Origin of the sequence: Nocardia sp. CA-145437, from assembly GCF_050956485.1 — a bacterium.
Taxonomy (GTDB): domain Bacteria; phylum Actinomycetota; class Actinomycetes; order Mycobacteriales; family Mycobacteriaceae; genus Nocardia.
In genome coordinates this window covers 5,300,224-5,324,383 of record NZ_CP191204.1, presented here as the reverse complement: position 1 = coordinate 5,324,383, position 24,160 = coordinate 5,300,224, and the positions used below count along the sequence as shown (strand labels likewise).

Here is a 24,160-nt window from a genome sequence, read left to right as displayed (position 1 = left end):
TGCCGGAGCCCGATCGTCGAGTCCGGCCGCACCCGTGCCCGATGCGGTGGCGCGCGAGCGGCGGGGTACGCGGCCGCGTCGGCCGGCCGGGTCGCACGGCTCGGCCTGGGCCGCGCGCCCCGAAGCCGCGCTCAGCCCGGAATCGGGCGTGCGGTAGAAAAGGTATGGCGTCGTGGACGCATCCGCTGATGCCGCCGCCGAGGAGACTTCGTGCGGTCATCGACATCTGAACGGAGAGGCTGTTTCATGGCGACCTCGGAAGCGCGCGCCCAGATCGGCGTGACCGGCCTGGCGGTCATGGGTAGCAATATCGCCCGCAACTTCGCCCGGCACGGCTACACCGTGGCCCTGCACAACCGCAGCATCGGCAAGACCGACGCCCTGCTCGCCGAGCACGGCGGTGACGGCGACTTCGTGCGCACCGAGACCGTCGAGGAGTTCGTGGCCGCGCTGGAGAAGCCGCGCCGCGTGCTGATCATGGTGAAGGCGGGCGACGCCACCGACGCCGTCATCGAGGAGCTGGCCGCGGCCATGGAGCCCGGCGACATCATCATCGACGGCGGCAACGCCCTCTACACCGACACCATCCGCCGCGAGGCGGCCATGAAGGCGCGCGGCCTGAACTTCGTCGGCGCCGGCATCTCCGGTGGCGAGGAGGGCGCCCTGAACGGCCCCGCGATCATGCCGGGCGGCCCGAAGGAGTCCTACGAGTCGCTGGGCCCGCTGCTGGAGTCGATCGCCGCGCAGGTCGACGGCGTCCCCTGCTGCACCCACATCGGCCCCGACGGTTCCGGCCACTTCGTGAAGATGGTGCACAACGGCATCGAGTACGCCGACATGCAGCTGATCGGCGAGGCCTACAACCTGTTCCGTGACGCGCTGGGCTTCGACGCCAAGCAGATCGCCGACGTCTTCACCCAGTGGAACTCCGGCGACCTGGAGAGCTACCTGGTCGAGATCACCGCCGAGGTGCTGAACCAGGTCGACGCCAAGACCGGCAAGCCGCTGGTCGACGTGATCGTCGACGCCGCCGAGCAGAAGGGCACCGGCCGCTGGACCGTCAAGTCGGCCCTCGACCTCGGCATCCCCGTGACCGGTATCGCCGAGGCCGTCTTCGCTCGCGCCCTGTCCGGCTCCCGCTCCCAGCGCGCCGCCGCCAAGGGCCTCGCCTCCGGCGTCTTGGGCGAGAAGCCCACCGATGTCGCCGAATTCACCGAGGCGATCCGCCAGGCCCTCTACGCCTCCAAGATCGTCGCCTACGCCCAGGGCTTCGACCAGATCGCCGCCGGCTCCGCCGAATACAACTGGGACCTGCACCCCGGCGACCTGGCCACCATCTGGCGCGGCGGCTGCATCATCCGGGCCCGCTTCCTCAACCGCATCAAGGACGCCTACGAGGCCGACCCGGCGCTGCCGAGCCTGATCCTGGCCCCCTACTTCCGCGAGGCCATCGAGACGGCCATCGACAGCTGGCGCCGCGTGGTGGTCGTCGCCACCCAGCTCGGCATCCCGGTCCCGGCCTTCGCCTCCTCCCTCTCCTACTACGACGGCCTCCGCGCCGAGCGCCTCCCGGCCGCGCTGACCCAGGGCCAGCGCGACTTCTTCGGCGCCCACACCTACGAGCGCATCGACGCCGAAGGCAAGTACCACACCCTGTGGAGCGGCGACCGCAGCGAAGTCCCCGCGTAATTCGCGGTAGGACAACCGGTCTCATGACGAAGGCGGGGCAGGTGCCGATCGGCGCCTGCCCCGCCTTCGCTTTTCGAATGCGAGCCGAATCGTCTCAGAGGGGGAGGCAGAGCAATAGGACTATTCGGTCGGGGTAGGTTTCGCTTTGGATGGGGCCCACTTGGACGTTGTATTCGCGGATTGTGCCGGAGTTGGGGTTTCGGAGGCGGAGGGTGCGGACGGGTGGGGTGAAGTCGACCGTGCCTTCGGACCAGTAGTGGCGGAAGTGGGGGTAGCGGGCCAGATCGGAGACCAGGGTGGTGAGGGAGGGGTCGTCGGGGAGGCGGCCGACGGTCATGCGGAGCCATTGGACGTAGAGGCGGGCCTCGGTTTTCCAGTCGGGTTCAACGAGTTTGGCTATCGGGTTGCCGAAGAGCCAGTGGAAGATATTGCGGTCCTCGCGGAGGCCGGGGAAGGCGGCGTACCACGCGTCGTTGGCGTCGAGGACGTCGCCGCCGGGGGCGATGTAGGCGGCGAGGGCGGGGTGGAACAGGGCCAGGGCCTCGCGTTGGTCGGGGGTGAGGGAGTCGTACAGGTCCTCGGAGGTGGGGGCGTCGTCCACGCGCAGGCCCGCCAGGTCGAAGAGGTGGCGGCGGTCGGTGGGGGTCAGCGGCGCCTTGGTGTCGAGGCAGCGCAGCAGGGCTTCGACCACGGACCGGGTCGGGTTGCCGCGTTCGCCCTTCTCGAGCAGGGTGACGTAGCTGGCGCTGACGCCGGCGGAGTATGCCAGGTGTTCGCGGGAGAAGCCGCGTTCGTCGCGGAGGCGGCGTAAGGCCTGGCCGAAGCTGGGAATCGAGATGTCATCCGCCAGCCGGTCGCCGTTTCCGGTCACCGATGCCCGCCTTCCCACTGCATGCTCATCGCCGATTCCCGCTCGCAGTCACCGACGAGCAACCTATAACGGGATGCTGCCACATGACTCGTTTCTCGACGGTCACGCGTTAGATCCTGTTTGTGTGTGTCGGAGCGCTTGTGGCGGCGGTGCGGCGCGTGATATCCGCGCTTATCACATCGGGGCTCGATCGGGTACTGGGAAGGTGCTGGGTATCGCCATGGAGTCGGCGCAGAATCCGGGTTCGGCTCTCGTCGGGACATGGTGGGCCGCACTACTTTTCGAGGCGTCTTCAATTTCGCTCTCGAAAGGTTCTACATATGTGGGCTCTGGTTCTCGCCGCGGTCGGTCTCATGACGGGTAGTGCGGTGGCCGCGGGTGCGGCGGGTAGTGCGGGATCGCTGGCCGGGAATATCTGACCGGTCAGGGCTGCGGGTCCGCGGCCATCGCGTCGCGGACCGAACTCTCCTGTGCGCCACGGAATGTCGGCTCGGGGTGCAGGAGAATGGAATAGACGGCCTTGGTGTCGGCCAATTGCTCGCGCAGCCAATTCTGGCGATAAACCATGGTGTGCGGCATGGTGTCGTCACCGACCGCGACCGTATCGATCCCGGCCGCGCGGCACAGCGCGATGGTGCGGGGCAGACTGAAATCCTGGGTGACCGCGATGGCGGAGGTGACGCCGAAGATGTCGTGGGCGCGCACACACGATTCGTGGGTGCTGAATCCGGCGTAGTCGAGCGCGATCTTGGCGGCGGGCACGCCCTGCTCGATCAGGTAGGCGCGCATGGCGGTCGGCTCGTCGTAGGTGGAGCGGCCGTTGTCTCCGGTGAGCAGCAGCGCCTTCACCTTCCCGGCCTCCAGCAGCTGCCGGCCCAGGTCCAGGCGGGCCTTCAGGTAGCCCGACGGCTTCCCGTTCGCCTTGACCTCCGCGCCGAGCACGATGGCGACATCGGCGGACGGGGCGCTCTCCACGCTGTACTCGTACTTCCGGTGCGCCATCCGGATCCACAGATCCGACGCGACCAGCACCGTGAACCCCAGCACCGCGATCACGGCGCAGATCTTCACCACCCGCCGCAGCGGCAACCATGTGGCGACCCGGCTGCGGGCGGAGCGGAGAGCGGAACGCAACTGCATGGTCGCCAGTGTGCCGGAACTCCCCGCGTCGATCGAACGACTTTCCGCCCGTGTCGGGACCGGCTCAGATCGGCTGCACGCCGATCATCGGCAGCACGGTGCGCCGCGCGAACTCGCGGGCCGCCGTCTCGTCGGTGAGCGGGATCAGCCCGTCCGGTGTCAGCACCAGCGACTGCCCCAGCCGCGCGAACACCTCCGCCACCAGATCCGCGTCGAAGTCCGGCACATCCCCGGAAGCCTGTAGCGCGCGCAGTTTCTCGGCCAGATAGGTGCGCCCGACCGCGAGCACCGGCCCGGCCTCGGTGGTCAGCCGCGGCAGAATGGTCTCCGGCTCGGTGCGCAGCAGCCGCCGCAGCAGCTTGTTGTTGGCCAGCTGAATGATGAACGCCGCGAACACCTCCACCAGCTGCGCCTGCCCGGACTTGCCGCCCGCGGCGATCCGCACCCGCTCGTCGATCTCGGCGATGAACAGCTGCGCCTCGCGCACGCCGACCGCGGCGACCAGATCGTTCTTGGATTCGAATCGCCGGTACAGGGTGGCGGGGCTGATCCCGGCGCGACGGGCGATCTCCCCCATGCTGGTTCGCTTGATCCCGAAGTCCAGGAACGCCGACAGCGCGCTTTCCAGTAGCTGTTCGCCTTCGGTCCGCGGCTTCTCGAGAATGCGTTGCAGGATGGTGGGAACGGACGGCATCGAGTCTCCAGTCGATCGGGTGGACGACCCCGCGACAGCGCGGTGAACGGCCGAGGCGCGGTAGCGCACAGGCCGATCCGAAAGTATCTCATTGCCGCGGGGTCGCGGTTCGTACCCCGTCCGATCAGTGAACGCCCGGTCCGGTCAGCGGACGTCGAGGGCGGCCATTTCGCTCTCGATGGCATTGGCCGCGAAATCGATGCCGCTGGAACGCAGTTCGTGGACGCGGCGTTGTAGCGCCTCGAATCCCCCTGGCTGCGCGGCGATGTCGGCCACGCTGATGCGCTGTCGGTGCATACCGTCGTGCTTGTACGACACCGTGAAACCTCCTGCTAGCCCCGAGCGCGCACCCGGCTAGCGGCGGCACAGCACGGGCCGCCGGGAACGCATCCGCCGATGCTAGCAGCGGACTGACTGGTCACTTGATCAGTGTGGGGCTTCTCACACGCCCCCTTCAGTCACACCTCTTGACCCTGGCGATGCAGCGCCGAGTTGTGCAGGTATGCGGCCGCATTCAGGCGAATGTGATCGCGCTCGGCCTCGCTCAGCTCCCGGCGCACCTTGCCCGGGACGCCCGCCACCAGCGACCCCGGCGGAATCTGCGCGCCCTCCGGCACCAGCGCGTTGGCCGCGATCAGGCTGCCCTCGCCGATCACCGCGCCATTGAGCACCGTCGCGCCCATCCCGATCAGCACGTCATCGCCGACGGTGCAGCCGTGCAGAATCGCGTTGTGCCCGACCGAGACACCCTCGCCCACGGTGCACGGGAAGCCGGGATCGGCGTGCAGCACGCAGCCGTCCTGGATATTGCTGCGCGCACCCACGGTGATCTGGTCCATGTCCCCGCGCAGCACCGCCGAATACCAGACGCTCACTTCGCCTTCCAGCCGCACCCGGCCTGCCACGGTGGCGTTGGGCGCGATCCACGCGGTCTCGTCGATCTGCGGCGCGTGCTCACCCAGCTGAATCCTCATGGGGCGAACTTAGCGGCGGAACAGAGCGCGGTGGGCCGCGGGGGTGGTGCCCAGCAGCCGGTGGAAGTGATGGCGCAGATTGACGCCGGTGCCCAGGCCGGAATCGGCGGCGACGCGATCCATGGTGTCGTCGGTCGATTCCAGCAGCAGCCGGGCGTGATCGACGCGCTGCTGCAGCAGCCACTGCTGCGGGCTCGCGCCGGTGCGGTCGCGGAATCGCCGGGTGAAGGTGCGCCGCGACATGAGCGCCGTGCGCGCCCAGCCGTCCAGATCCACGGGCTCGTCGAGATGGGTGCGGGCCCAGACCATGGCGTGCTCGATCGGATCCTCGTCCACCGACTCCGGCACCGCGACCGGAATGTACTGCGCCTGTGAGCCACTGCGATGCGGGGCCAGGACGAGACTGCGCGCCAGCTCGGCCGCCATCCTGCTGCCGTGATCGGTGCGCACCAGATGCAGGCAGCAATCGAGCGCCGCGGCCGTGCCGGCGGAGGTGATCAGGTCGCCGTCGTCGGTCCACAACCGGTCGGCCCGCACCCGCACCGCCGGATAGGCGCGGGCCAGCTCGGTGGCCGCCGACCAGTGGGTGGTGATCTCGCGGCCGTCGGCCAGGCCGCTGGCCGCCACCGCCCACGCGCCGAGGCACAGGCCGACGATCCGGGCGCCGCGGGCGTGTGCTCGGTGCAGGGCGTCGCGAACCGGTTCGGGCAGTGGGCGATCGCGGTCCCACGCGGGGATCACGAAGGTGTCGGCGGTCTCGGCCGCCTCCAGGCCCTGGCCGACGACGATGTCGAATCCCGCGGGTGTGGCGAAGGTTCCGGGTTGCTCGGCGCACACCACCACGCGGTAGGGGCTGTGGTCGGGGCCGCCCGCGCCGATCCGGCCGAACACCAGGGTGGGGACCGAGAGGTGGAAGGGGCTGATCCCGTCGTGCGCCAGAACGGCGACGGTGTGCTCGGCACTCATGGCCCGATCTTATCGATGCGCGGCCTTCGGGCCACTGTCGGCGCTCGGTCCCACGGACGACACTCGATGCCATGACGAACAAGATCGACACCGCCGCCGCCCTCGAGATCCTCCACATCGGCGGTCCCACCGTGCGTTTCGGCTACGGCGACCTCACCTTCCTGACCGACCCGACCTTCGACGAGCCCGGCAACTACCCCGGCCCGGTCACCCTCTACAAGCTGGCCGGACCCGCCGTCCCGGTCGCGCAGATCGGCCCGATCGACGTGGTGCTGCTCTCGCACGACCAGCACGCCGACAACCTCGACGCCGCCGGTCGCGCGCTGCTGCCGAGCGTCGAGCACGTGCTGTCGACCCCCGACGCCGCCGAGCGCATGGAAGGCGTTCGGGGACTCGCGAACTGGGAGTCGGCGCGGATCGGCGCGGTGACCGTCACCGGCGTGCCCGCGCTGCACGGGCCGGAGGGCTGCGAGCCGCTCACCGGTGTGGTCACCGGGTTCGTCCTGCAGGCCGACGGGCTGCCGACCGTGTACGTCTCCGGCGACAACGCCTCGGTCGAGAACGTGCAGCGGATCGCGGACCGCTTCGGGCGCATCGACATCGCCATCCTCAATGTGGGCGCGGCGAACGTCGACCGCTTCGGCGATCTGGATCTGACCCTCAACGGCCGCACCGCCGCCAAGGCCTCCCTGGCGCTGGGTGACGCGCTGATCGTGCCGGTGCACGCCGAGGGCTGGGCGCACTTCTCCGAGCACCTCGACTACCTGACCCACCGCTTCATGCTCGCCGGACAGGCCGACCGCCTCCGCATCCCGAGCCCCGGCGAGACCCTGACCCTCGACCTCCCCGCCCCGGTCGCCCGCGGATGACTGCCGCCGAATTCGGGCCGTGGCGCTGATGGCGGCGCGGCCCCGGGCGGGGAACGATGGCGGTATGAGAATCGGGGTTCCACGGGAGGTCAAGGAGCAGGAGTACCGCGTCGCCCTCACCCCGGCCGGCGCCGGGGAACTGGTGCGGGACGGCCACGAGGTGCTGATCGAGGCCGGAGCGGGCCTCGGGTCCGGCTTCCACGATGCCGACTACCTCGCGGCGGGCGCCCGCACCGCGCCCACCGCCGACGACGTCTGGGACGCGGCCGAACTGGTGCTGAAGGTGAAAGAGCCCATCGCCGAGGAGTATTCGCGCATGCGGGCGGGGCAGGTGCTGTTCACCTTCCTGCACCTGGCCGCCTCCCGCGAATGCACCGACGCCATCCTGCGCTCGGGTATCACCGCCATCGCCTACGAGACCGTGCGCGCCGCCGACGGCACCCTGCCGTTGCTCGCGCCCATGAGCGAGGTGGCGGGCAAGCTCGGCGGCATGGTCGGGGCGTATCACCTGATGGCGCCGCAGGGCGGGTCCGGGCTGCTGCTCGGCGGGGTGCCGGGCGTGCGGCCCGCGGACACGGTGGTGCTGGGCGGGGGTGTGGCGGGCAGCAACGCGGCGACCGTCGCGGTCGGCATGGGGGCGCGGGTCACGGTGCTGGACACCAATATCGCGCGATTGCGGGAACTCGACGCCCGGTTCGGCGGGCGGATCACCACCATCGGATCGAATACCGCGGAGGTCGAGAAGGCCATGCTGGCCGCCGATCTGGTGATCGGGTCGGTGCTGGTGCCGGGTGCGCGGGCCCCGAAACTGGTGCCCGACAGTCTGGTCGCGCGGATGAAGTCGGGCGCGGTGCTGGTCGATATCGCCATCGATCAGGGCGGCTGCTTCGAGAGCTCGCATCCGACCACGCACGCGAAGCCGACGTTCCACGTGGCGGACACGCTGTTCTACTGCGTCGCGAACATGCCGGGCGCGGTCCCGCACACGTCCACCGTGGCGCTCACCAATGTGACGCTGCCGTACGCGCGCGCCATCGCGAACCTGGGCTGGTCGGGCGCGTGCGCCGCGGATCCCGGTCTCGCGCAAGGGCTCACGGCGGACGCCGGGCGGCTGTACTCGCCGGAGGTGGCGGCCGCGCACGGCCTGGGGCCGGCGACCTACACCTCGTCCTGACCCGGCGGCGGGCCCGGGACCGGGTGAATCCGGTTGCGGGCCCGCGGTGTCCGTCGCTCAGGACTCGGACGAGCCCAGCGCCCAATCGGGTCCCGCGCCGTCGGCCGGGAGGTCGCGCAGCTTGTCCGGGTTGCGCACCACGTCGATCTTGGTGATCCGGCCCTCGTCGATGGTGAACGAGAAGACGCCGGTGTTCTTGCCGTCGAACACCACCAGGCCGGGACGGCCGTTGACCAGTACCGGGCGACCCCACGCGCCGCCGACCTTCGACGCGAACTCCAGGAACCCGAGCAGTGTCGCGGCGACCTTGTCCGCGCCGTGCATCGGGTGCAGGAACGCCTGCACCTTGCCGCCGCCGTCGGAGGTGAAGGTGACATTGGTGTCGAGCACACCCAGCAGCGCGCTCAGGTCGCCGGAACGCCACGCCACCGCGAACGCCGACACCACCTTCTCGTGCTCGTCCGCGCTGGCGGGGAAGCGGGGAGTGCCGTTCTCCACGTGTTTGCGGGCGCGCGAGGCCAATTGGCGCACCGCGGCCGGGGTGCGGCCCACGACTTCGGCCACCTCGGGGCCGGTCATGCCGAAGACGTCCTGCAGCACGAACGCGGTCCGCTCGGCGGGCGACAGCGATTCCAGCACCACCAGCAGCGCGGTGGTGACCCGCTCGTCCTGCGAGATGCGGTCGGCCGGGTCGTCCCAGGTGGTGACCTCGGGCTCCGGGAGCCATTCGCCCACATACTGTTCGCGCCGCGCCCGCGCCGAGCCCAGATAGTCGAGGGCCAGCCGCCCGGTGACCGTGGTCAGCCAGGCGCGCAGATTCTCGATCTGCGCGTCCTCGGGGCTGGTCTCGTAGTACCGGACCAGTCGCAGCCACGCCTCCTGCACCACGTCGTCGGCGTCGCTGAGACTGCCGAGCGTGCTGTACGCGACCCGCCGCAGATAGCCGCGATGCTCCTCGAACTGCCGCGCCAGCTCGGCCTGATCGGGTCCGTTCCGTCCGTCACCACTCATCGCAACCCTCGCCTTCGCTCACGCCCGCCCGGTGGGGCGGACCGTTCACAGGACCGACGAGACAGGTCGCCGGGCTGTGACATTCCCCTGGAAAATCTAGCGAAGGCGACCGCGCGGTTCGCGAATTCGCGGTGACGGGTCAGCGTCGCCGCAGGTAGACGGCCGTGGCGGCGAGGACCGCCGTCGCGGCCTGAACGGCCTCGGACAAGCGGACCGCGCGCCGCAGATCAGGAACCCGGGGGACCGGACCGTCGCCCAGGGTCGGCCGCATCTCGATGCCGTGCCGGTACTCGGTGCGGCCGCCGAGCGTCACGCCGAGCGCGCCCGCCATGGAGGCTTCCGCCACACCGGCATTCGGGCTCGGATGCTTGCCCGCATCGCGACGCCACGCTCGCCAGGCGGCGGCGGGACGACCCCCGATCACCGGTGCGAGCACGGTCGTGAGCAGACCGCTCACCCGGGCAGGCGCGAGATTGGCGACGTCATCGGTTCGCGCGGCGGCCCAGCCGAACCGCTCGTACCGCTCGTTGCGATAGCCGACCATCGCGTCGAGCGTATTGATCGCCCGGTAGGCCAGCAGCCCCGGAACGCCCGCCACCGCGCCCCAGAACAGCGGCGCGACAGTCGCGTCCGAGGTGTTCTCCGCGATCGATTCGAGCGCCGCGCGAGCCAGCCCGTCGGCGTCGAGCGCCTCGGGATCGCGACCGCACAACGACGGCAGCAACACCCGCGCGCCCTCGATGTCCCCGGACTCGAGGCGATCCGCCATGTCCCGTCCGGTCTTGGCGAGGGTCGTCCCGCCCAGCACGGTCCAGGTCGCGGCGGCGGTGAGCGCCACCTCGCCGAGCGTCCGAGCGATGCCGCTCGAACTCGGCCGCGAGGCGCGGTGTTTCGCCCCGGCCCGGGAGACGGCGCGCCGCAACCCGATTCCGAGTCCCGTCACGGTGCCGACCAGCACCACTTCGTGCACGATTCCCGCGGCCCGATCGTCCCGATAGGCGAGCTGCTCGACCCGCATTGCCGCCGAACCGAACCCGGCCACCGGATGCCCCCTGCGAGGATCGCCCAGCATCCGATCCAGCCCGAACCCGAGCAGCAACCCGGCCGCAGCGGCAGTCCCCATACGCACCCGGCGAGGCTAGCCGAGCCGGCGGCACGCCCGGGCCCCGGCCGCCGTGCACACCGTCAGGCGACCGTCCTGGCGGGAGATCGTGCGCCCAGCACGAACACAACGATGGCCCAGGTGCCGACGCCCCGATGGCCGTGCACCCTGGATTCGCGCGCTCGGACACCGTGCGGAGTTCAGGAGCCTCGGGATGCTGCGGCGCGGTCGCGGTCGGCGGCGCTCGGCCGGAGTCAGCGGCGGGTGCCGCCGTAGCGGTCGGCGAGGCGGGCCTCGTTGGCGGTGGGCTTCGCCTTGATCGGGGCCGGATCGTTGGGTTTGGCGGTCGGCGAGGGAGTGGGCGATTCGGCGGTGTCGTCTGTCGTCGCGGTCACCTCGGTGACCTGTTCGGCCGGGGTGGCGGGTTGGGCGTCGGCCTCGGTCTTTTCCCGGCGGCGGGCGCGGATCTCGGCCCAGACGAAGTAGCCGAGGCCGAGGGGAGCCATGACGCCGAAGGCCAGCCATTGCAGGCCGTAGGAGAGGTAGGGCCCGGCGTCGAGCTGGGGGAGGGCGTCGGGGGTGAAGGCGCCCGGCTGGCCCGTGTCGAGCTGGAGGTAGCCGCCGAGGCCGTCGGTGGGGATGGGGGTGAGGGGGAGGCCGAGGACGGTGGCCTCCTGGGCGGTGTCGGTCGTGTACACCTGCCGGAAACCGTCTTCGGTGGTCGGCGGCTTCTTCTCGATGACGCCCTCGGAGGCGCGGATACGGGCCTCGAGGTGCTGCGGCCCGGTGGGCGGGTCGGCGATGGCGGGCGGGCGGGTGCCGCCCTGCGCGGCCGCGATCTGGCCGCGGTCGACCAGCAGGGTGCGGCCGTCGTCGAGCCGGAACGCGGCGAGCACGGTGTAGGCGGGCTGCCCGTCGAGGTGGCGCAAGCGCACCAGGACCGTCGAGTCCGGGACGTAGCTGCCATTGGCGGTGACGCGCCGCCACTCGGTGTTCTTGCCGTCGCCCGACAGCAGCCCGGCGACGTCCACCGGGTCGGCGTGCACCGACGCGGCGATGCGGTCGTTGCGATCGGAGGTGCGGGTGTTCTTGCCCAGCTGCCACGGCGCGAGCACGGTGAAGCACAGGTAGGCGAAACCGGCGACCACCACGGCCAGGATCAGCCAGCTCGGGCGCAGCAGGAAGGTGAGGCGGCGCAGCAGTGAACTCATGCGTCCCGGCCTCCGGCCCGCGGATCCTCGCCGAGCTGTTCGCGCACCCAGTCCAGCATCCCCGGCACGGCCGCCTCGATCTGTTCGCGCACCACTGCGAAATCGGACTGGTCGCCGTAGTACGGGTCCGGCACCGAGCGACCGTCCGCGTCGGGGTCGAAACTGCGCAGCAGCCGCCGTCGGTCCGACGGCACCCCCAGCCGGGCCAGGTCCCGCTCGTGCCCGGTGTCGAGCGCCACCACCAGATCGGCGTCGCGGTGGTCGGCCCCGATCACCGCGGCGGTGTGCCCGGTCGGATACCCGTGCGCGCTCAGCTCCCGATCGGTCCGGTAGTCGGCCTCGTCCCCGACATGCCAGCTCCCGGTCCCGGCACTGCTCACCCGCACCCGATCCGCCAATCCCGCGCGCTCGAGATGCGCGGCGAAGATCTTCTCGGCCATCGGGGACCGGCAGATATTGCCGGTGCAGATAAACGTCACATGCAGGTCGCCCACGACAGCCATTCTGGCCGGTAAGCGCGGACGGCGGCCACGTAGGGTGGACGGCTGTGCCGGACGACACCGAGTTCCAGGATTTCGACCATGCCAGGCTGCGGCACCACGGGGACGTGGACGCGCGGCCGGGCATGGTGGATTTCGCGGTGAACGTTCAGGGGAGCGCGCCGCCGGAATGGCTGCGGGACCGGCTGGCGGGACGGCTGGGGGAGCTGGGGCGGTATCCGGGGGAGGCGGACGAGCGGGCGGCGCGGGCAGCGGTGGCCGCGCGGCATGGGCGGTCGGTCGACGAGGTGCTGTTGCTGGCCGGGGTGGCCGAGGGGTTCGCGATGCTGCCGCGGCTGGTGTCCCGGCTGGCGGCGGTGATCCATCCGTCGTTCACCGAGCCGGAGCTGGCGTTGCGCGAGGCCGGGGCGCCGGTGGCGCGGGTGATGCTGGAGCCGCCGTACTCGCTCGACGGTGTCGTGGTGCCGGAGGACGCGGATCTGGTGGTGGTGGGCAACCCCACGAACCCGACCTCCGTGCTGCACTCGGCGGACAGCATCCGGGCGCTGCGGCGGCCCGGACGCATCGTGGCGGTGGACGAGGCGTTCGCCGACGCGGTGCCGGGCGAGTCGGAATCCCTCGCCGGAGAGAGCCATCCGGATGTCCTGGTGTTCCGGAGCCTCACCAAGACGTGGGCGCTGGCCGGACTGCGCTGCGGGTACGCGCTCGGCGCGCCGGAGGTGCTGGCGCCGTTGAATCACGGCCGCGCGCACTGGCCGCTGGGCACCTTGCAGCTGGAAGCCATTGCGGCGGTGAGCGAACCGGCCGCGGTCGCGCAGGCGCGGCGGATGGCCGAGCGCATCGCCACCGATCGCGCCGCCATGATCCCGCGGCTGCGGGAACTGGGCGTCGAGGTGCACGAGCCCGCGGCGGGCCCGTTTCTGCTGATCAGGGTGCCGGACGCGGAACTGTTGCGAAAGCGTCTCGCGGACAAGGGGATCGCGGTACGCCGCGGTGATACGTTCCCCGGGCTGGAAACGGGTTTCCTGCGGGTCGCGGTGCGGCCCACGGAGGCGGTGGACCGGCTCGTCGCGGCCATTCGCGACGTGGGGTTGTGATCGTGGCAGGCAGGATCGAGCAGGAGGTTCGGTTGTGACGACGGTGCGGCTGTCGGATCTCATCGCGGCGCTGGAAGCGGCGTACCCGCCCGGACTGGCCGAGTCCTGGGATTCGGTGGGCTTGGTGTGCGGTGACCCGCGGGACGCGGTCTCGCGGGTGCTGTTCGCCGTCGACGCCACGGCCGCGGTCGTGGACGAGGCCATCGAGTGGGGCGCGCAGGCGCTGGTCGTGCATCATCCGCTGCTGTTGCGCGGGGTGGACACGGTCGCGGCCGACACCCCGAAAGGCGCGTTGCTGCACCGGCTCATCCGCTCCGGCTGCGCGCTGTTCAGCGCCCACACCAACGCCGACTCCGCTGATCCGGGCGTCTCCGACGCGCTCGCGGCGGCGATCGGGCTCACCGTCACCGGGCCGCTCGATCCGAAACCGCTGACCGCCCTGGACAAGTGGGTGGTGCAGGTGCCGGTCACGCACCGCGACGCCGTGCTGGACGCGCTGTTCGCGGCGGGCGCGGGCAGGATCGGCGCCTACTCCGACGCCGCCTGGACGGTCGCGGGCACCGGCCAGTTCCGGCCCCTCGAGGGAGCCAACCCGGCCCTGGGCGTGGTCGGCGAGCTGCACGAGGTCTCCGAGGATCGCCTCGAGGTGGTGGCCTCGCCGTCGCGGCGGGCCGCGATCCTGGCCGCCCTGCACGCGGCCCACCCCTACGAGGAACCCGCCTATCACGTCACCGAACGCGCCGACCTGCCGTCCGGGCTGGGCATCGGCCGTGTCGGCGAGCTGCCGGCCCCGGAAACCCTGCGCGAGTTCACCGCTCGCGTGCGCGCCGCCCTGCCCGCGACCACCTGGGGCGTGCGGGCCGCCGGTGACCCGGACCGCGTCATCCGCACCGTCGCCGTCTGCGGCGGCGCGGGAGATTCCTTCCTGGGCAAGGTCTCCCGCCTCGGCGTGGACGCCTACGTCACCTCCGACCTGCGCCACCACCCCGCCGACGAACACCTGCGCGCGGGTGGCCCGGCCCTGATCGACGCCGCGCACTGGGCCACCGAGTTCCCCTGGTGTGGCCAGGCCGAAGGTGTGGTCCGCCACGCCCTGCCCGGGCTCGAGACCCGCGTCTCCACCCTGCGCACCGACCCCTGGACCCTCGGCGAGTCCGACTGCTGAGCCCGTCCGCGCGCGACCCGGCCGACCCCGGCCGCCCCGGCGATTTTCCGGCCCGGCCCGGTCCGCGTGATCGTTTGTCCTGCTCGGGGCGGGCTTGGCGTTTCGGACCCCGCCGGGGCGGTACGGTGGGAGTCTTGAATTTCGTCCATAGCGTCCAGGAGACCTTCGCGTTGAATGCCGAACCATCGATCCAGGCCAAGCTGCTCGACCTCGCCGCCGTCGACGCCGAGCTGACGCGGATCGAGCATCGCCGCAAGGTGCTGCCCGAGCAGCAGGAAGTGGATCGGCTGGCCGCGGAGCGCGGCACCCGCAAGGACGAGGCGGTGAAGGCCGAGATCCTGATCGACGACCTCGACCGCGACATCCGCAAGCTGGAAGGCGAGATCGAGGCCGTCCGCAAGCGCGAGGAGCGCGACCGCGGCCTGCTCACCGCCGGGTCGGTCGGAGCCAAGCAGCTCTCCGAACTGCAGCACGAGCTGACCAGCCTGGAACGCCGCCGCAAGGTCCTCGAGGACGACGAGATCGAGGTGATGGAGCGCCGCGAGGCCGCTGCCGCCGCGCACGCCCACGCCGGGGCCAACCTGGACCAGGCCGAGGCCGAACTGGTCGACGCCGAGCGCCTGCGCGACAGCGCCCTGGCCGACCTCAACGTCGCCCAGCAGCGCTGCGACTCCGACCGCGAAGCCCTGACCCGATCGTTCCCCGCCGACCTGATCGCCACCTACGACAAGCAGCGCGCCACCTACGGCGTCGGCGCGGCCCTGCTCCAGGCGCGCCGCTGCGGCGCCTGCCGCATCGAACTGGACCGCGGCGAGATCTCCCGCATCTCCCAGACCGCCCCCGACGTCGTGGTCCGCTGCCCCGAATGCGGCGCGATCCTGGTGCGCACCAAGCACTCCGGGCTCTGACCCGACCGCCGCGCGCTCACCGGCGTGCGGCGCCTGTGCCGCCCGGCGGGGACCGGCACACGACACGACAGCCCGAATACCGCGAACCAGCACGGCGACGCGACAGGATCGACGCCTGGCCCGCACCGGATCCCCGAGGCGATGACACGGTGAGGCGGCGCGGCGGCCGACCCGCGAACCAGGCGCCGCGCGGCACGGGCCTCGACGCCACGGCGGGGTGACCCGCCGGCGGATTCTCGAACCTGCACGGAAGGTGAACAGCGTTGGTGGACATGGTGATCGTGGAAGCGGACGGCGGCTCGCGCGGCAATCCCGGCCCCGCCGGGTACGGCGCGGTGGTCTGGGACTCCGATCGTGCGCGCGTCCTGGCCGAGCGCAAGGAATTCCTCGGCGTCGCCACCAACAATGTCGCCGAATACCGGGGGCTCATCGCGGGTCTGGAGGCGGCCGCCGAGCTGGGTGCGCGGGAGGTGTCCGTGCGCATGGACTCCAAGCTGGTCGTCGAGCAGATGTCGGGGCGCTGGAAGGTCAAGCACGAGGCCATGATTCCGCTCGCCGATCGGGCGCGGCGGCTGGTGGCCGGGTTCGATCGGGTGAGCTTCGCGTGGATTCCGCGCAAGGAGAACTCGCACGCCGACCGGCTGGCGAACGAGGCGATGGACGACGCCGACACCGTCGCCGAGGTCCGCACGGCGCTGCGGGAGTCGGGCCAGGCGCTCGGCCGCCCGGCCGAACTCGGATCGGACGCGTCGAATTCGACGGCGGCCGAACGCGATTCCGGGAGCGGCCAGGGCACGCTCGGGCAGGTCGCCGCCGCCGTGGCGGGCGGGGTCGTGGACAGTCCCGCATCCGCCGCCACGCCCGCACCCGGCTGGACCGGGGCGATCGGGCGGCCGACCCGGCTGCTGCTGCTCCGGCACGGGCAGACGGAATTGTCGGTGGAGCGCCGGTATTCGGGCCGCGGCAATCCGCCGCTGACCGAGCTCGGGCGGCAGCAGGCCGCGAACGCGGCGGCCATGCTCGCGCGCAAAGGCGGGATCGAGGCCATCGTGTGCTCGCCGCTGGGTCGGGCGCGGGAGACCGCGGAGGCGGCCGGAAAGGCGCTCGGGCTGCCGGTGCGGGTGCTGGAAGGGTTGACCGAGACCGACTTCGGGGCCTGGGAGGGAATGACGTTCCTGGAAGCCCGGGAACAGGATCCGGAGCTGCACGGCCAGTGGCTGGGCGATCCGTCGATCCCCGCGCCGGGCGGTGAGAGCTTCGATCAGGTGCGTGAGCGGGTCGAGTCGGTGCGGCGGGATCTGGTGGCCTTGTATCCGGGCGCGAATGTGCTTGTGGTCAGCCATGTCACGCCGATCAAGACGCTGCTGCAACTAGCGCTCGGAGTGGGTCCGTCGCTGCTCTACCGGCTGCACCTGGATCTGGCGTCGCTGTCGATCGCGGAGTTCTATCCCGACGGCGGTTCGTCGGTGCGCCTGGTCAACGACACGTCGTATCTCTGAGGAGACCGGTAACCCCCGGTGCCGCAGGGGGTTCGGTTCACGGACGTAGGGTCGCCATCAGGAACTCGGTCTGGTCGTAGACGGCCTTCTCGAACCAGTCGTCGAAGTAGATGTCGAAATGGCCGATCGGATAACGCTTCACGGTGGCGTGCTTGGTCCGCTCGGCCGCCTTCACGGTGGGGCCCGCCGGGGCCACCGTGTCGTTGTCGCAGATCGCGTACAGCACAGGCGCTTTGATGTCCTTGACGTGCCGCGTCGGATTGTCGAACAGCGTCGACAGCCCGATCCGCGCCGCCACCTTCGGCCGGTACTGCGCGCTCTCCTCGGCGAGCCGCCCGAATCCGGCGGGTACGTCGGCCGCGCTCATCAACGCCGCGGAGTGCTTCTTGCCCGCCAGCCGCGCGGTGATCGGGCGCCGAATGATCGGCCCCACCACCTGATCCGTCACCGCCAGCGTCCCGGTCTTGATCAGACTGAACGGCCCCTTCGTCAGCGCCGAGGACCAGCCGCTGGTGAACGGGCACTGCGCCACCACCGCCGCGATGTAGTGGTCGTCAGGAGCGACAGCGAGCACGTGCCCGCCGCCGAAAGAACTGCCCCACAACGCGATTCGCGTAGCGTCGATCCCCCGGATGGTGCGGGCGAACGCGATCGCCGCATGCCAGTCCTCACGCTGCCGCGCGATATTGATCATCTGCCGGGGCTCGCCCCCGCTGGCCCCGAAATGCCGATAGTCGAAGGCCAGAGCCGCGATTCCCACCGACGCGAACCGTCGCGCGTACCGATCCAACCCCATTTCGCGGTCCGCCCCCAGCCCGTGCCCCATGACCACCAGCGGGCGCGGACGCGGCGGTCCATCCGGGAGATACAGCCAGCCGGCGCACTGTTCGACACCCGAAGGGAACCCCACCTCGACACGCTCCATGACGCCCTACCGTACCCTGGTGGCCGCGGACGAGTCGGTCGGGCGGCCGCGGCGAGAGGAACGGGCAACGCGTGTGCCGCAGCCTGTCGCCGAGGAAAGTCCGGACTCCGGAGAGCAGGGCGGTTGTTAACGGCAACCCGGGGCAACCCGCGGGACAGTGCCACAGAAAACAAACCGCCGGCGGGCCGCACTTCGCGAGAAGTGCACCGCCGGTAAGGGTGAAACGGTGCGGTAAGAGCGCACCAGCGCGCCGGGTGACCGGCGCGGCTAGGTAAACCCCGCCCGGAGCAAGGTCGAAGGCCGCACTCGCGAGAGTGCGGCTGCGCAGGTGTTCGAGGGCTGCTCGCCCGAGCCTGCGGGTGGACCGCTCGAGGCACCCGGCAACGGTGTGTCCAGATGGATGGTCGCCACCCGGCGTTTCGACGTCGGGGACAGGATCCGGCTTACAGACCGACTCGTCCGCCCGTATTTTTCTGCCCCTACGCTTCGCTGCGGGGCGGTTCGCGGCCTCTGGTCCCGATTCTTCCCTCCTCCGCTCCTCCGCTACGTCAGTCCAGAATCGGGACGGCCGCGAACTGGGGGTGATCTGTCGGCGAGAATTTGGCGTCGCGGGGGCGATCTCCCGGTGCCATCATGGAAGGCACACCGTCGGATTTCCGATGGCGCGGAGATATTTTCGCGGAGCTCGCCATGGATGTTCTGTATCTGCTGATCGGATGGCTCGCCGCCATCGTCGTGATCGCCGGAATCGGCCTGGCGGCCGGGGTACGGGTGGTCACGCAATACGAGCGGGGCGTTGTGTTCCGGCTCGGGCGGGTGCGGGCCGTGCGGGAGCCCGGATTGCGGCTGCTGATTCCCGGCGTGGACAAGATGTCCAAGATTTCCCTGCAGGTGGTCACGATGCCGGTGCCCGCGCAGGAGGGCATCACCCGCGACAATGTGACCGTCCGGGTGGACGCGGTCGTCTACTTCCGGGTCATCGATCCCATGCGCGCCCTCATCGAGGTGCAGGACTATCTGTTCGCGGTCGCGCAGGTGGCGCAGACGTCGCTGCGTTCGATCATCGGCAAGAGCGAACTCGACGATCTGCTGTCGAATCGGGAGCAGCTCAACAAGGGCCTGGAATTGCTCATCGACTCGCCCGCTCTGAACTGGGGCGTGCACATCGACCGCGTCGAGATCAAAGACGTCGCCTTGCCCGACGCCCTGAAGCGTTCCATGTCCCGCCAGGCCGAGGCCGAACGCGAACGCCGCGCCCGCGTCATCTCCGCGGAGGGCGAATTGCAGGCCTCGCGGAAGCTGGCCCAGGCCGCCGCCAATATGTCCGACGCCCCCGCCGCATTGCAGCTGCGATTCCTGGAAACCGTGGTTCAGGTTGCGGCGGAGAAGAATTCGACCCTGGTGTTGCCGTTCCCGGTGGAGCTGCTGCGTTTCCTCGAACGCAGCGGCCGGACGCCGGCCGAGACCGCGCCGGAGGAGCCCGACGCGTCGCAAGAGATGAGGGAGTAAGTCATGGCTGGTGTCGTTCAACCGGCGGCCATCGTGGTGCTGTTCGCCATCGCGTATGGATTCAAACTCTTCAGTGCCAAGTTCCCGGGCGGTCTGCGCGGTAGGTAGGCGGTCCGCGCGGCGAGCGGTGCGGCCGCGGGAAAACCGGCGGGCGGGCGGCGTGATCGACACCGCTCGCCCGTTTCCCTGCGCATCTGCTCCGCGTGGATGAGAATGGCGGCGCGCCCCACGGTGTGTACCGGCGCGGCTCGGCGTGTCGGGCGGGTTATCGGCCTTGAACTGGCACCGAACGTGATCGACGTCATAAAGTGTTGCGCGTTGGAAAGTTCCGTAGCGGTCCGCGACGGGACAAGGGCTCAACAATCGTCGGAAAGCAGGTCTCGTCTCAATGCGAATTGCTCGCAAACTGGCAGTGGGAGCGTTTCTCGCCGCTGCCGCTTCCGCTGTGCTGGGTGCCGGTTCTGCCTCCGCGGTGGCCGTGACGCCGCTGCCGGGCGGGATTCAGGTGGATCTCACCGCGGCGGACACGCAGTGGGTGGCGCAGAACCACTTCGGACAGGTCATCGCCGGCCTGCCGCATCCGTCGGCCGCGTCGTTCGGGGAAGCCCTGGACTCGGCCGCGTTGCTGTCGTCGCAGTACCCGGGCGGCCGCGTGGTGTTCACCGTGTACGGTCCGTTCAACGAGCTGAACGGCACGATGCTGGCCCTGCAGTAGGGCCAGTCTCCGCAGTGGAACTGCATCAACGGATCGTGTCGGCGCCGGTGGACTTCGGCGCCGTCCGAACCGAGTTCGGACTGGCCTCGGACTACCCGTCCGAGGCCGTCTCGGAGGCCCGCGACGCGGTCGACGCGTTCGCGGGCGCCCGAGCCGACCGGCGGGAGATCCCGCTGGTCACCATCGATCCCCCGGGTGCCATGGATCTGGACCAGGCCGTCTGCCTGGAACGCACCCCGAGCGGCGGATTCCTGCTCCACTACGCCATCGCCGACGTCGCCGCGGTGGTCGTCCCCGGCGGGCCGCTGGCCCGCGAATCCCTGGCCCGCGGCCAGACCTTCTACTTCCCCGACGGCACCGTCCCGCTGCACCCGCCGGTGCTGAGCGAGGGCCTCGCCAGCCTGCTGCCCGACGTCGACCGCCCGGCCGCGCTGTGGACCATCGAATGCGACGCGCACGCCGAACCGGTGCGGTTCTCGGTGACCCGCGCGCTGGTCCGCTCCCGCGCCCGCCTCGACTATCAGGGCGTGCAGGCCGACGCCGACAACGGCCGCCTGCACCCGTCGATCGCCGCGCTGCCCGATTTCGGGCGGCTGCGCATCGCGGCCGGCATCGAGCGGGGCGCGATCACGCTGCGGTTGCCCGATCAGACCGTGGTCCGCGACGCCGAGCAAACCGGGATCGACCACTGGCAGCTGGCGCTGGAACCGCGCACCGCGGCCGACGACTGGAACGAGCAGATCTCTCTGCTGACCGGTATGTGCGCGGCCCGAATCATGCTCGACGGACATAACTCGAACGGCTCCGGCAACCCCGAGCCGCCGGGTCTGCTGCGTACCATGCCGCCGCCCGCCCCGGCCGCCATCGAGTCCATGCGCCGCACCGCCGCCGCGGTCGGCGTGCCGTGGCCGCCCGAGGAGTCCGCGGGCCGCATGCTGGCCGAACTGGACTGCAACACCCCCGCCGCCCTGGTGCTCATGTCGGAGGCCACCGGCCTGCTGCGCGGCGCCTCCTACACCATCCTGAACGGCCAGGACCCGGACACCTTGCGGCACAGCGCGATCGGGGCCCCGTACTCACACGTGACCGCCCCGCTGCGCCGCCTGGCCGACCGCTACGCCACCGAGATCTGCCTGGCCCTGTGCGCGAAAACCGCGGTGCCGCACTGGGTCGTCGACGAACTCACCACCGCCGTCGACACCATGCGCCGCACCGACGCCCTCGCCGGCAAGGTCGAACGCGCCTGCCTGGACCTCACCGAAGCCACCGTCCTGTCCCCACGCCTGCACACCGACTTCGACGCCGTCGTGCTCCGCGAGGCCAACGGCACCCGCCCCGCCGAGATCTTCATCGCCGACCCACCCGTCCTCGCCAAGTGCACCGGCGCCCCACCCGAAGGCGAGAACGTCCAGGTCCGCCTCACCGAGGCCGACCCCGTCACCCGCACCGTCACCTTCAGCTACGCCACTGGACCAGCGCTTTCGATGCCATACTCGACGTCATGACCACGCAAACCGCAGCTCTACGCGAAGGCTGGAATATCGCATTTCTGGCGCGTGGAGAATACGGACGGGCGGCCGGTTGTCTACGTCTATGAGCTCGACCCGGCCACGAATACCTACGCGCTCACCGGAATCCACCATGATCGGCTTCAGCTGACCGTTCCGTTCGAGCTGGAGATCGATCTCACCGAGATCGACTTGCTCTGACTGCCTTTCGCGGGGGCGAACCGCTCGTCCGGGTCAGCTCAGTGGGTGGTGGTGGACGAATTCGACGGCGTCCGGGTACTGGTCTAGGGCCTGGGCGGCTGCTGCCGCCTCGGCGTCGCAGAGGTGTTGGTAGGTGTAGTCGGCGTCGACGGCGTGGGTGCGGATCGTGTTCAGGGCTTCCACGGCGTCACGGTGGTCGCCGAGCACGCCCTGGAGGTGTTTGGCTTTCTTGCCGAGGTCCTCGGCGGGTTTGCCGAGGACGGCGGTGGCGGCCTCGGCGGAGTAGCGCAATCGTTTGGCGGCCTTGCGAATATCGTGCAGGCGCTCGATGCGCGCGTCCCCGGACAGCCCGTGCTCGGCGTGCACGAGGTGGCGCAGCTTGCGGAGATCGCGGCGCAGCACCTTGGTGAAGACGGGCTCGGCGGGCTTGCCGGCCCGGGAGTCCTTCAGCGGCGGGTCGGTGATCAACTCCCGCAGATCGCTGATCAGTGTGGCGTAGCGGCGGTCGCCGAATGCGGTGACCACCGCGCGGTGGGCTCCGGCATAGGTGTCGCGTTCCTCGGTGATGAGTCGCTGTGCGAAACCTTGGTGATGAATGGCTTTCTCATCTGTCGGCACAGCCTGTTCGGCCAACGCCCCGGTGGCGGCGAGCAACTCGGTGAAGCGTTCGGCGCGCACCTCCGCGTCCCGGGCCACCCCGAGTAATCCCGCCAGCCAGCGCAATTCGTCGGTGATCTCGGTGACCGGTGCCCGGCGCAGTATCCGCCGGTAGGACTTCAGCACGCTGCGCAGCCGCCGGGTGGCCACCCGCATCTTGTGCACCGAGTCCGGAAGGTCCTGGCGCACATCGGGTTCGGCCGTACACAGCCGGTCCACATCGGCGGCTACTGCGTCGACCAAGGCGGGACCGGCTGTGGTGCTCATCTACGTCCTGTACTTGTCGGTGGCTTCCACCAGATGGTGGGTGATGCCGGGTTCGAGGGCCGCGTGGCCGGCGTCGGCCACCAGGTGCAGTTCCGAGCCGGGCCAGGCCCGGTGCAGATCCCAGGCGCTGGTGGCCGGGCACACGACGTCGTAGCGGCCCTGCACGATGACGCCGGGAATGTGGGCGATGCGGTCGATGTCGCGCAGCAACTGTCCCTCGTCGAGGAAGCCGCCGTTGACGAAGTAGTGGTTCTCGATGCGTGCGAAGGCCAGCGCGAAGCGCGGATCGGCGGTCTCGGCGACCCGATCCGGTTGGGGCAGCAGGGAACTCGTGGCACCCTCCCAGGTGGACCACGCGACGGCCGCGTCGGTGGCGAGAGCGGCATCGGGGGAGTGCAGCAGGCGGTGATAGACCTCGACGAGGTCACGCCCGCGGTCGGCTTCCGGCACCGGCGCCAGGAACTTCTCCCACTCGTCGGGGTACACGTACCCCGCGGAGCCATTGTAGTACCAATCGATTTCCTTGCGCCGCAACAGGAATATGCCGCGCAGCACCAGCTCGGTGACTCGGTCGGGGTGGGTCTGGGCGTAGCTCAACGCCAGCGTCGACCCCCACGACCCGCCGAACACCAGCCACCGCTCGATGCCCAGATGCGTTCGCAGCCTTTCGATATCGGCGACCAGGTCCCAGGTGGTGTTGTGCTCGAGGCTCGCCCCGTCGGCGATGTGCGGCGTCGACTGCCCGCAGCCGCGCTGATCGAACAGCACGATCCGGTACGCCTCGGGATCGAAGAACTGCCGGTGGTAGGGCGCGGTGCCGCCGCCCGGTCCGCCGTGCAGGAAGACGGCGGGCTTGCCGTCCGGATTGCCGCTCACCTCGTAGTAGAGCGACTGACCGTCGCCGACGTCCAGCTTGCCCTGCTCGTAGGGCTCGATCGCCGGGTACAGGGTCCGCATCAGCCCGCCACCAGCCCCGCGGCCATGTTCGGGATCTCCAGCGCCGACAGCGTCTGATCACGCACATCGGAACAGCTCTTGGTGGTCACCCGGTCGACCACGCCCCGCTCGCTGGGAATGAACAGGCCGTTCTGCACCGCCCATTGGGCGACGGTCGCGTTGAACGCGATCTTGCCCAGCGTCGGACCCTGCACCCGCCAGTCCGACAGCTGCGGGCGCAGCATGTCGCACAGCTGCTTGGCCTGATCCTCGGAAATGTTCAACGGTGCACCGGTGCTCGGCACGGTCGACTGCGCGGTGGTGAGCGGCGAGCCGGAGCCCTGGGGCTGCGACGGTCCGGTGGTGGTGTTGTCCCCGCACCCCGCGGTCAGCGCGATGGCGGCCAACGCCGCGCCCAGCAGCGAGGTGCGGCGGATCCAGCGACTCGTTCCACGATCCATGAATTCCCTTTGGTCGTTCCAGCTCGTTGGCTTTCGAGTCTGCCACCAAAATCGGGCAGTGGACCGAGATGACGGGGCCCGAAGGCTGGGAGATAGCCGGAAGCTATGGAA

25 protein-coding genes and 1 other RNA gene are annotated in these 24,160 nt (G+C 70.4%); 12 read left to right on the top strand and 14 right to left on the bottom strand.

Annotated features, from left to right (window positions below; translation table 11 throughout):
- The first annotated feature begins 246 nt into the window (after positions 1-246).
- On the top strand, positions 247-1,689 hold the full coding sequence (gndA, locus tag ACQPYY_RS24820) for an NADP-dependent phosphogluconate dehydrogenase (protein ID WP_433591183.1): 1,443 nt from the start codon (positions 247-249) through the stop codon (positions 1,687-1,689).
- 94 nt (positions 1,690-1,783) lie between these two features.
- Here gndA and ACQPYY_RS24815 read toward each other — a convergent pair whose 3' ends face one another.
- The 6 genes from ACQPYY_RS24815 to ACQPYY_RS24790 form a co-directional block, all read right to left on the bottom strand.
- Positions 1,784-2,560 (bottom strand): helix-turn-helix transcriptional regulator, encoded by a 777-nt coding sequence (locus ACQPYY_RS24815; RefSeq protein ID WP_433591182.1) that lies wholly within the window; start codon positions 2,558-2,560, stop codon positions 1,784-1,786.
- A gap of 423 nt (positions 2,561-2,983) precedes the next feature.
- A complete protein-coding gene (locus ACQPYY_RS24810) occupies positions 2,984-3,700 on the bottom strand; it encodes a SanA/YdcF family protein (protein ID WP_433591181.1) in 717 nt (238 codons plus the stop codon).
- 64 nt (positions 3,701-3,764) lie between these two features.
- Positions 3,765-4,394 carry a TetR/AcrR family transcriptional regulator gene (locus ACQPYY_RS24805; RefSeq protein ID WP_433591180.1) on the bottom strand — a complete coding sequence of 210 codons (630 nt, stop codon included), beginning with the start codon at positions 4,392-4,394 and terminating at the stop codon, positions 3,765-3,767.
- A 144-nt stretch (positions 4,395-4,538) separates the two neighbouring features.
- The gene (locus ACQPYY_RS24800) at positions 4,539-4,712 is read right to left on the bottom strand and encodes a hypothetical protein (RefSeq protein WP_213560258.1); all 174 of its coding nucleotides are present in this window, start codon (positions 4,710-4,712) and stop codon (positions 4,539-4,541) included.
- Positions 4,713-4,852: 140 nt separating this feature from the next.
- Positions 4,853-5,368 (bottom strand): gamma carbonic anhydrase family protein, encoded by a 516-nt coding sequence (locus ACQPYY_RS24795; RefSeq protein ID WP_357096816.1) that lies wholly within the window; start codon positions 5,366-5,368, stop codon positions 4,853-4,855.
- A gap of 9 nt (positions 5,369-5,377) precedes the next feature.
- Positions 5,378-6,334: a GlxA family transcriptional regulator gene (locus tag ACQPYY_RS24790; protein ID WP_433591179.1), complete on the bottom strand. Its 957-nt coding sequence runs from the start codon at positions 6,332-6,334 to the stop codon at positions 5,378-5,380.
- A 71-nt stretch (positions 6,335-6,405) separates the two neighbouring features.
- Here ACQPYY_RS24790 and ACQPYY_RS24785 point away from each other — a divergent pair, with 71 nt between their 5' ends.
- Positions 6,406-7,203, top strand: a complete 798-nt coding sequence (locus ACQPYY_RS24785) for an MBL fold metallo-hydrolase (RefSeq protein WP_433591177.1) — start codon at positions 6,406-6,408, stop codon at positions 7,201-7,203.
- 64 nt (positions 7,204-7,267) lie between these two features.
- Entirely contained in the window at positions 7,268-8,377 is a 1,110-nt protein-coding gene (ald, locus tag ACQPYY_RS24780; RefSeq protein ID WP_433591176.1) for an alanine dehydrogenase, read from the top strand.
- A gap of 57 nt (positions 8,378-8,434) precedes the next feature.
- Here ald and sigJ read toward each other — a convergent pair whose 3' ends face one another.
- The 4 genes from sigJ to ACQPYY_RS24760 form a co-directional block, all read right to left on the bottom strand.
- The gene (sigJ, locus tag ACQPYY_RS24775; protein WP_379095316.1) at positions 8,435-9,388 is read right to left on the bottom strand and encodes an RNA polymerase sigma factor SigJ; all 954 of its coding nucleotides are present in this window, start codon (positions 9,386-9,388) and stop codon (positions 8,435-8,437) included.
- Positions 9,389-9,527: 139 nt separating this feature from the next.
- Positions 9,528-10,511 carry a cobalamin biosynthesis protein gene (locus ACQPYY_RS24770; RefSeq protein ID WP_433594725.1) on the bottom strand — a complete coding sequence of 328 codons (984 nt, stop codon included), beginning with the start codon at positions 10,509-10,511 and terminating at the stop codon, positions 9,528-9,530.
- Between the two features lie 233 nt (positions 10,512-10,744).
- Positions 10,745-11,689, bottom strand: coding sequence for an SURF1 family cytochrome oxidase biogenesis protein (locus ACQPYY_RS24765; protein WP_433594724.1), 945 nt, complete (start codon positions 11,687-11,689; stop codon positions 10,745-10,747).
- A gap of 8 nt (positions 11,690-11,697) precedes the next feature.
- A complete protein-coding gene (locus tag ACQPYY_RS24760) occupies positions 11,698-12,204 on the bottom strand; it encodes a low molecular weight protein-tyrosine-phosphatase (RefSeq protein ID WP_433591175.1) in 507 nt (168 codons plus the stop codon).
- 44 nt (positions 12,205-12,248) lie between these two features.
- Between ACQPYY_RS24760 and cobC the strand changes: the two genes are divergently transcribed.
- The 4 genes from cobC (at position 12,249) to ACQPYY_RS24740 (ending at position 16,870) form a co-directional block, all read left to right on the top strand.
- Positions 12,249-13,298: an Rv2231c family pyridoxal phosphate-dependent protein CobC gene (cobC, locus tag ACQPYY_RS24755; RefSeq protein WP_433591174.1), complete on the top strand. Its 1,050-nt coding sequence runs from the start codon at positions 12,249-12,251 to the stop codon at positions 13,296-13,298.
- Positions 13,299-13,332: 34 nt separating this feature from the next.
- Complete coding sequence (locus ACQPYY_RS24750; RefSeq protein WP_433591173.1) at positions 13,333-14,463, top strand: Nif3-like dinuclear metal center hexameric protein; 1,131 nt, start codon at positions 13,333-13,335, stop codon at positions 14,461-14,463.
- Positions 14,464-14,633: 170 nt separating this feature from the next.
- The gene (locus ACQPYY_RS24745) at positions 14,634-15,371 is read left to right on the top strand and encodes a zinc ribbon domain-containing protein (protein ID WP_379095889.1); all 738 of its coding nucleotides are present in this window, start codon (positions 14,634-14,636) and stop codon (positions 15,369-15,371) included.
- Positions 15,372-15,637: 266 nt separating this feature from the next.
- Positions 15,638-16,870, top strand: a complete 1,233-nt coding sequence (locus ACQPYY_RS24740) for a bifunctional RNase H/acid phosphatase (protein WP_379095892.1) — start codon at positions 15,638-15,640, stop codon at positions 16,868-16,870.
- A gap of 37 nt (positions 16,871-16,907) precedes the next feature.
- Here the strand turns inward: ACQPYY_RS24740 and ACQPYY_RS24735 are convergent, their stop codons facing one another.
- Entirely contained in the window at positions 16,908-17,795 is an 888-nt protein-coding gene (locus tag ACQPYY_RS24735) for an alpha/beta hydrolase (RefSeq protein ID WP_433591172.1), read from the bottom strand.
- A 30-nt stretch (positions 17,796-17,825) separates the two neighbouring features.
- On the opposite strand from ACQPYY_RS24735, the gene rnpB reads away from it, so the two are divergent.
- The 5 genes from rnpB (at position 17,826) to ACQPYY_RS24710 (ending at position 21,728) form a co-directional block, all read left to right on the top strand.
- Positions 17,826-18,257, top strand: an RNA gene (gene rnpB / locus ACQPYY_RS24730) — RNase P RNA component class A.
- Between the two features lie 228 nt (positions 18,258-18,485).
- Entirely contained in the window at positions 18,486-19,304 is an 819-nt protein-coding gene (locus ACQPYY_RS24725; RefSeq protein ID WP_433591171.1) for a slipin family protein, read from the top strand.
- A gap of 388 nt (positions 19,305-19,692) precedes the next feature.
- A complete protein-coding gene (locus tag ACQPYY_RS24720) occupies positions 19,693-20,019 on the top strand; it encodes a hypothetical protein (RefSeq protein ID WP_379095332.1) in 327 nt (108 codons plus the stop codon).
- A 14-nt stretch (positions 20,020-20,033) separates the two neighbouring features.
- A complete protein-coding gene (locus ACQPYY_RS24715) occupies positions 20,034-21,524 on the top strand; it encodes an RNB domain-containing ribonuclease (RefSeq protein WP_433591170.1) in 1,491 nt (496 codons plus the stop codon).
- Positions 21,525-21,575: 51 nt separating this feature from the next.
- Complete coding sequence (locus ACQPYY_RS24710) at positions 21,576-21,728, top strand: hypothetical protein (protein ID WP_379095338.1); 153 nt, start codon at positions 21,576-21,578, stop codon at positions 21,726-21,728.
- Between the two features lie 33 nt (positions 21,729-21,761).
- On the opposite strand, the gene ACQPYY_RS24705 is transcribed toward ACQPYY_RS24710, so the two are convergent.
- Genes ACQPYY_RS24705 through ACQPYY_RS24695 form a run of 3 tightly spaced genes read right to left on the bottom strand, consistent with a single transcriptional unit; the run spans position 21,762 to position 24,049 of the window.
- Entirely contained in the window at positions 21,762-22,652 is an 891-nt protein-coding gene (locus tag ACQPYY_RS24705; RefSeq protein WP_379095340.1) for a CHAD domain-containing protein, read from the bottom strand.
- Complete coding sequence (gene pip / locus ACQPYY_RS24700) at positions 22,653-23,609, bottom strand: prolyl aminopeptidase (RefSeq protein WP_379095342.1); 957 nt, start codon at positions 23,607-23,609, stop codon at positions 22,653-22,655.
- Positions 23,609-24,049, bottom strand: a complete 441-nt coding sequence (locus ACQPYY_RS24695; RefSeq protein ID WP_379095345.1) for a hypothetical protein — start codon at positions 24,047-24,049, stop codon at positions 23,609-23,611. Before ACQPYY_RS24695 ends, pip begins: the two co-directional genes overlap by 1 nt.
- Positions 24,050-24,160 lie beyond the last annotated feature (111 nt).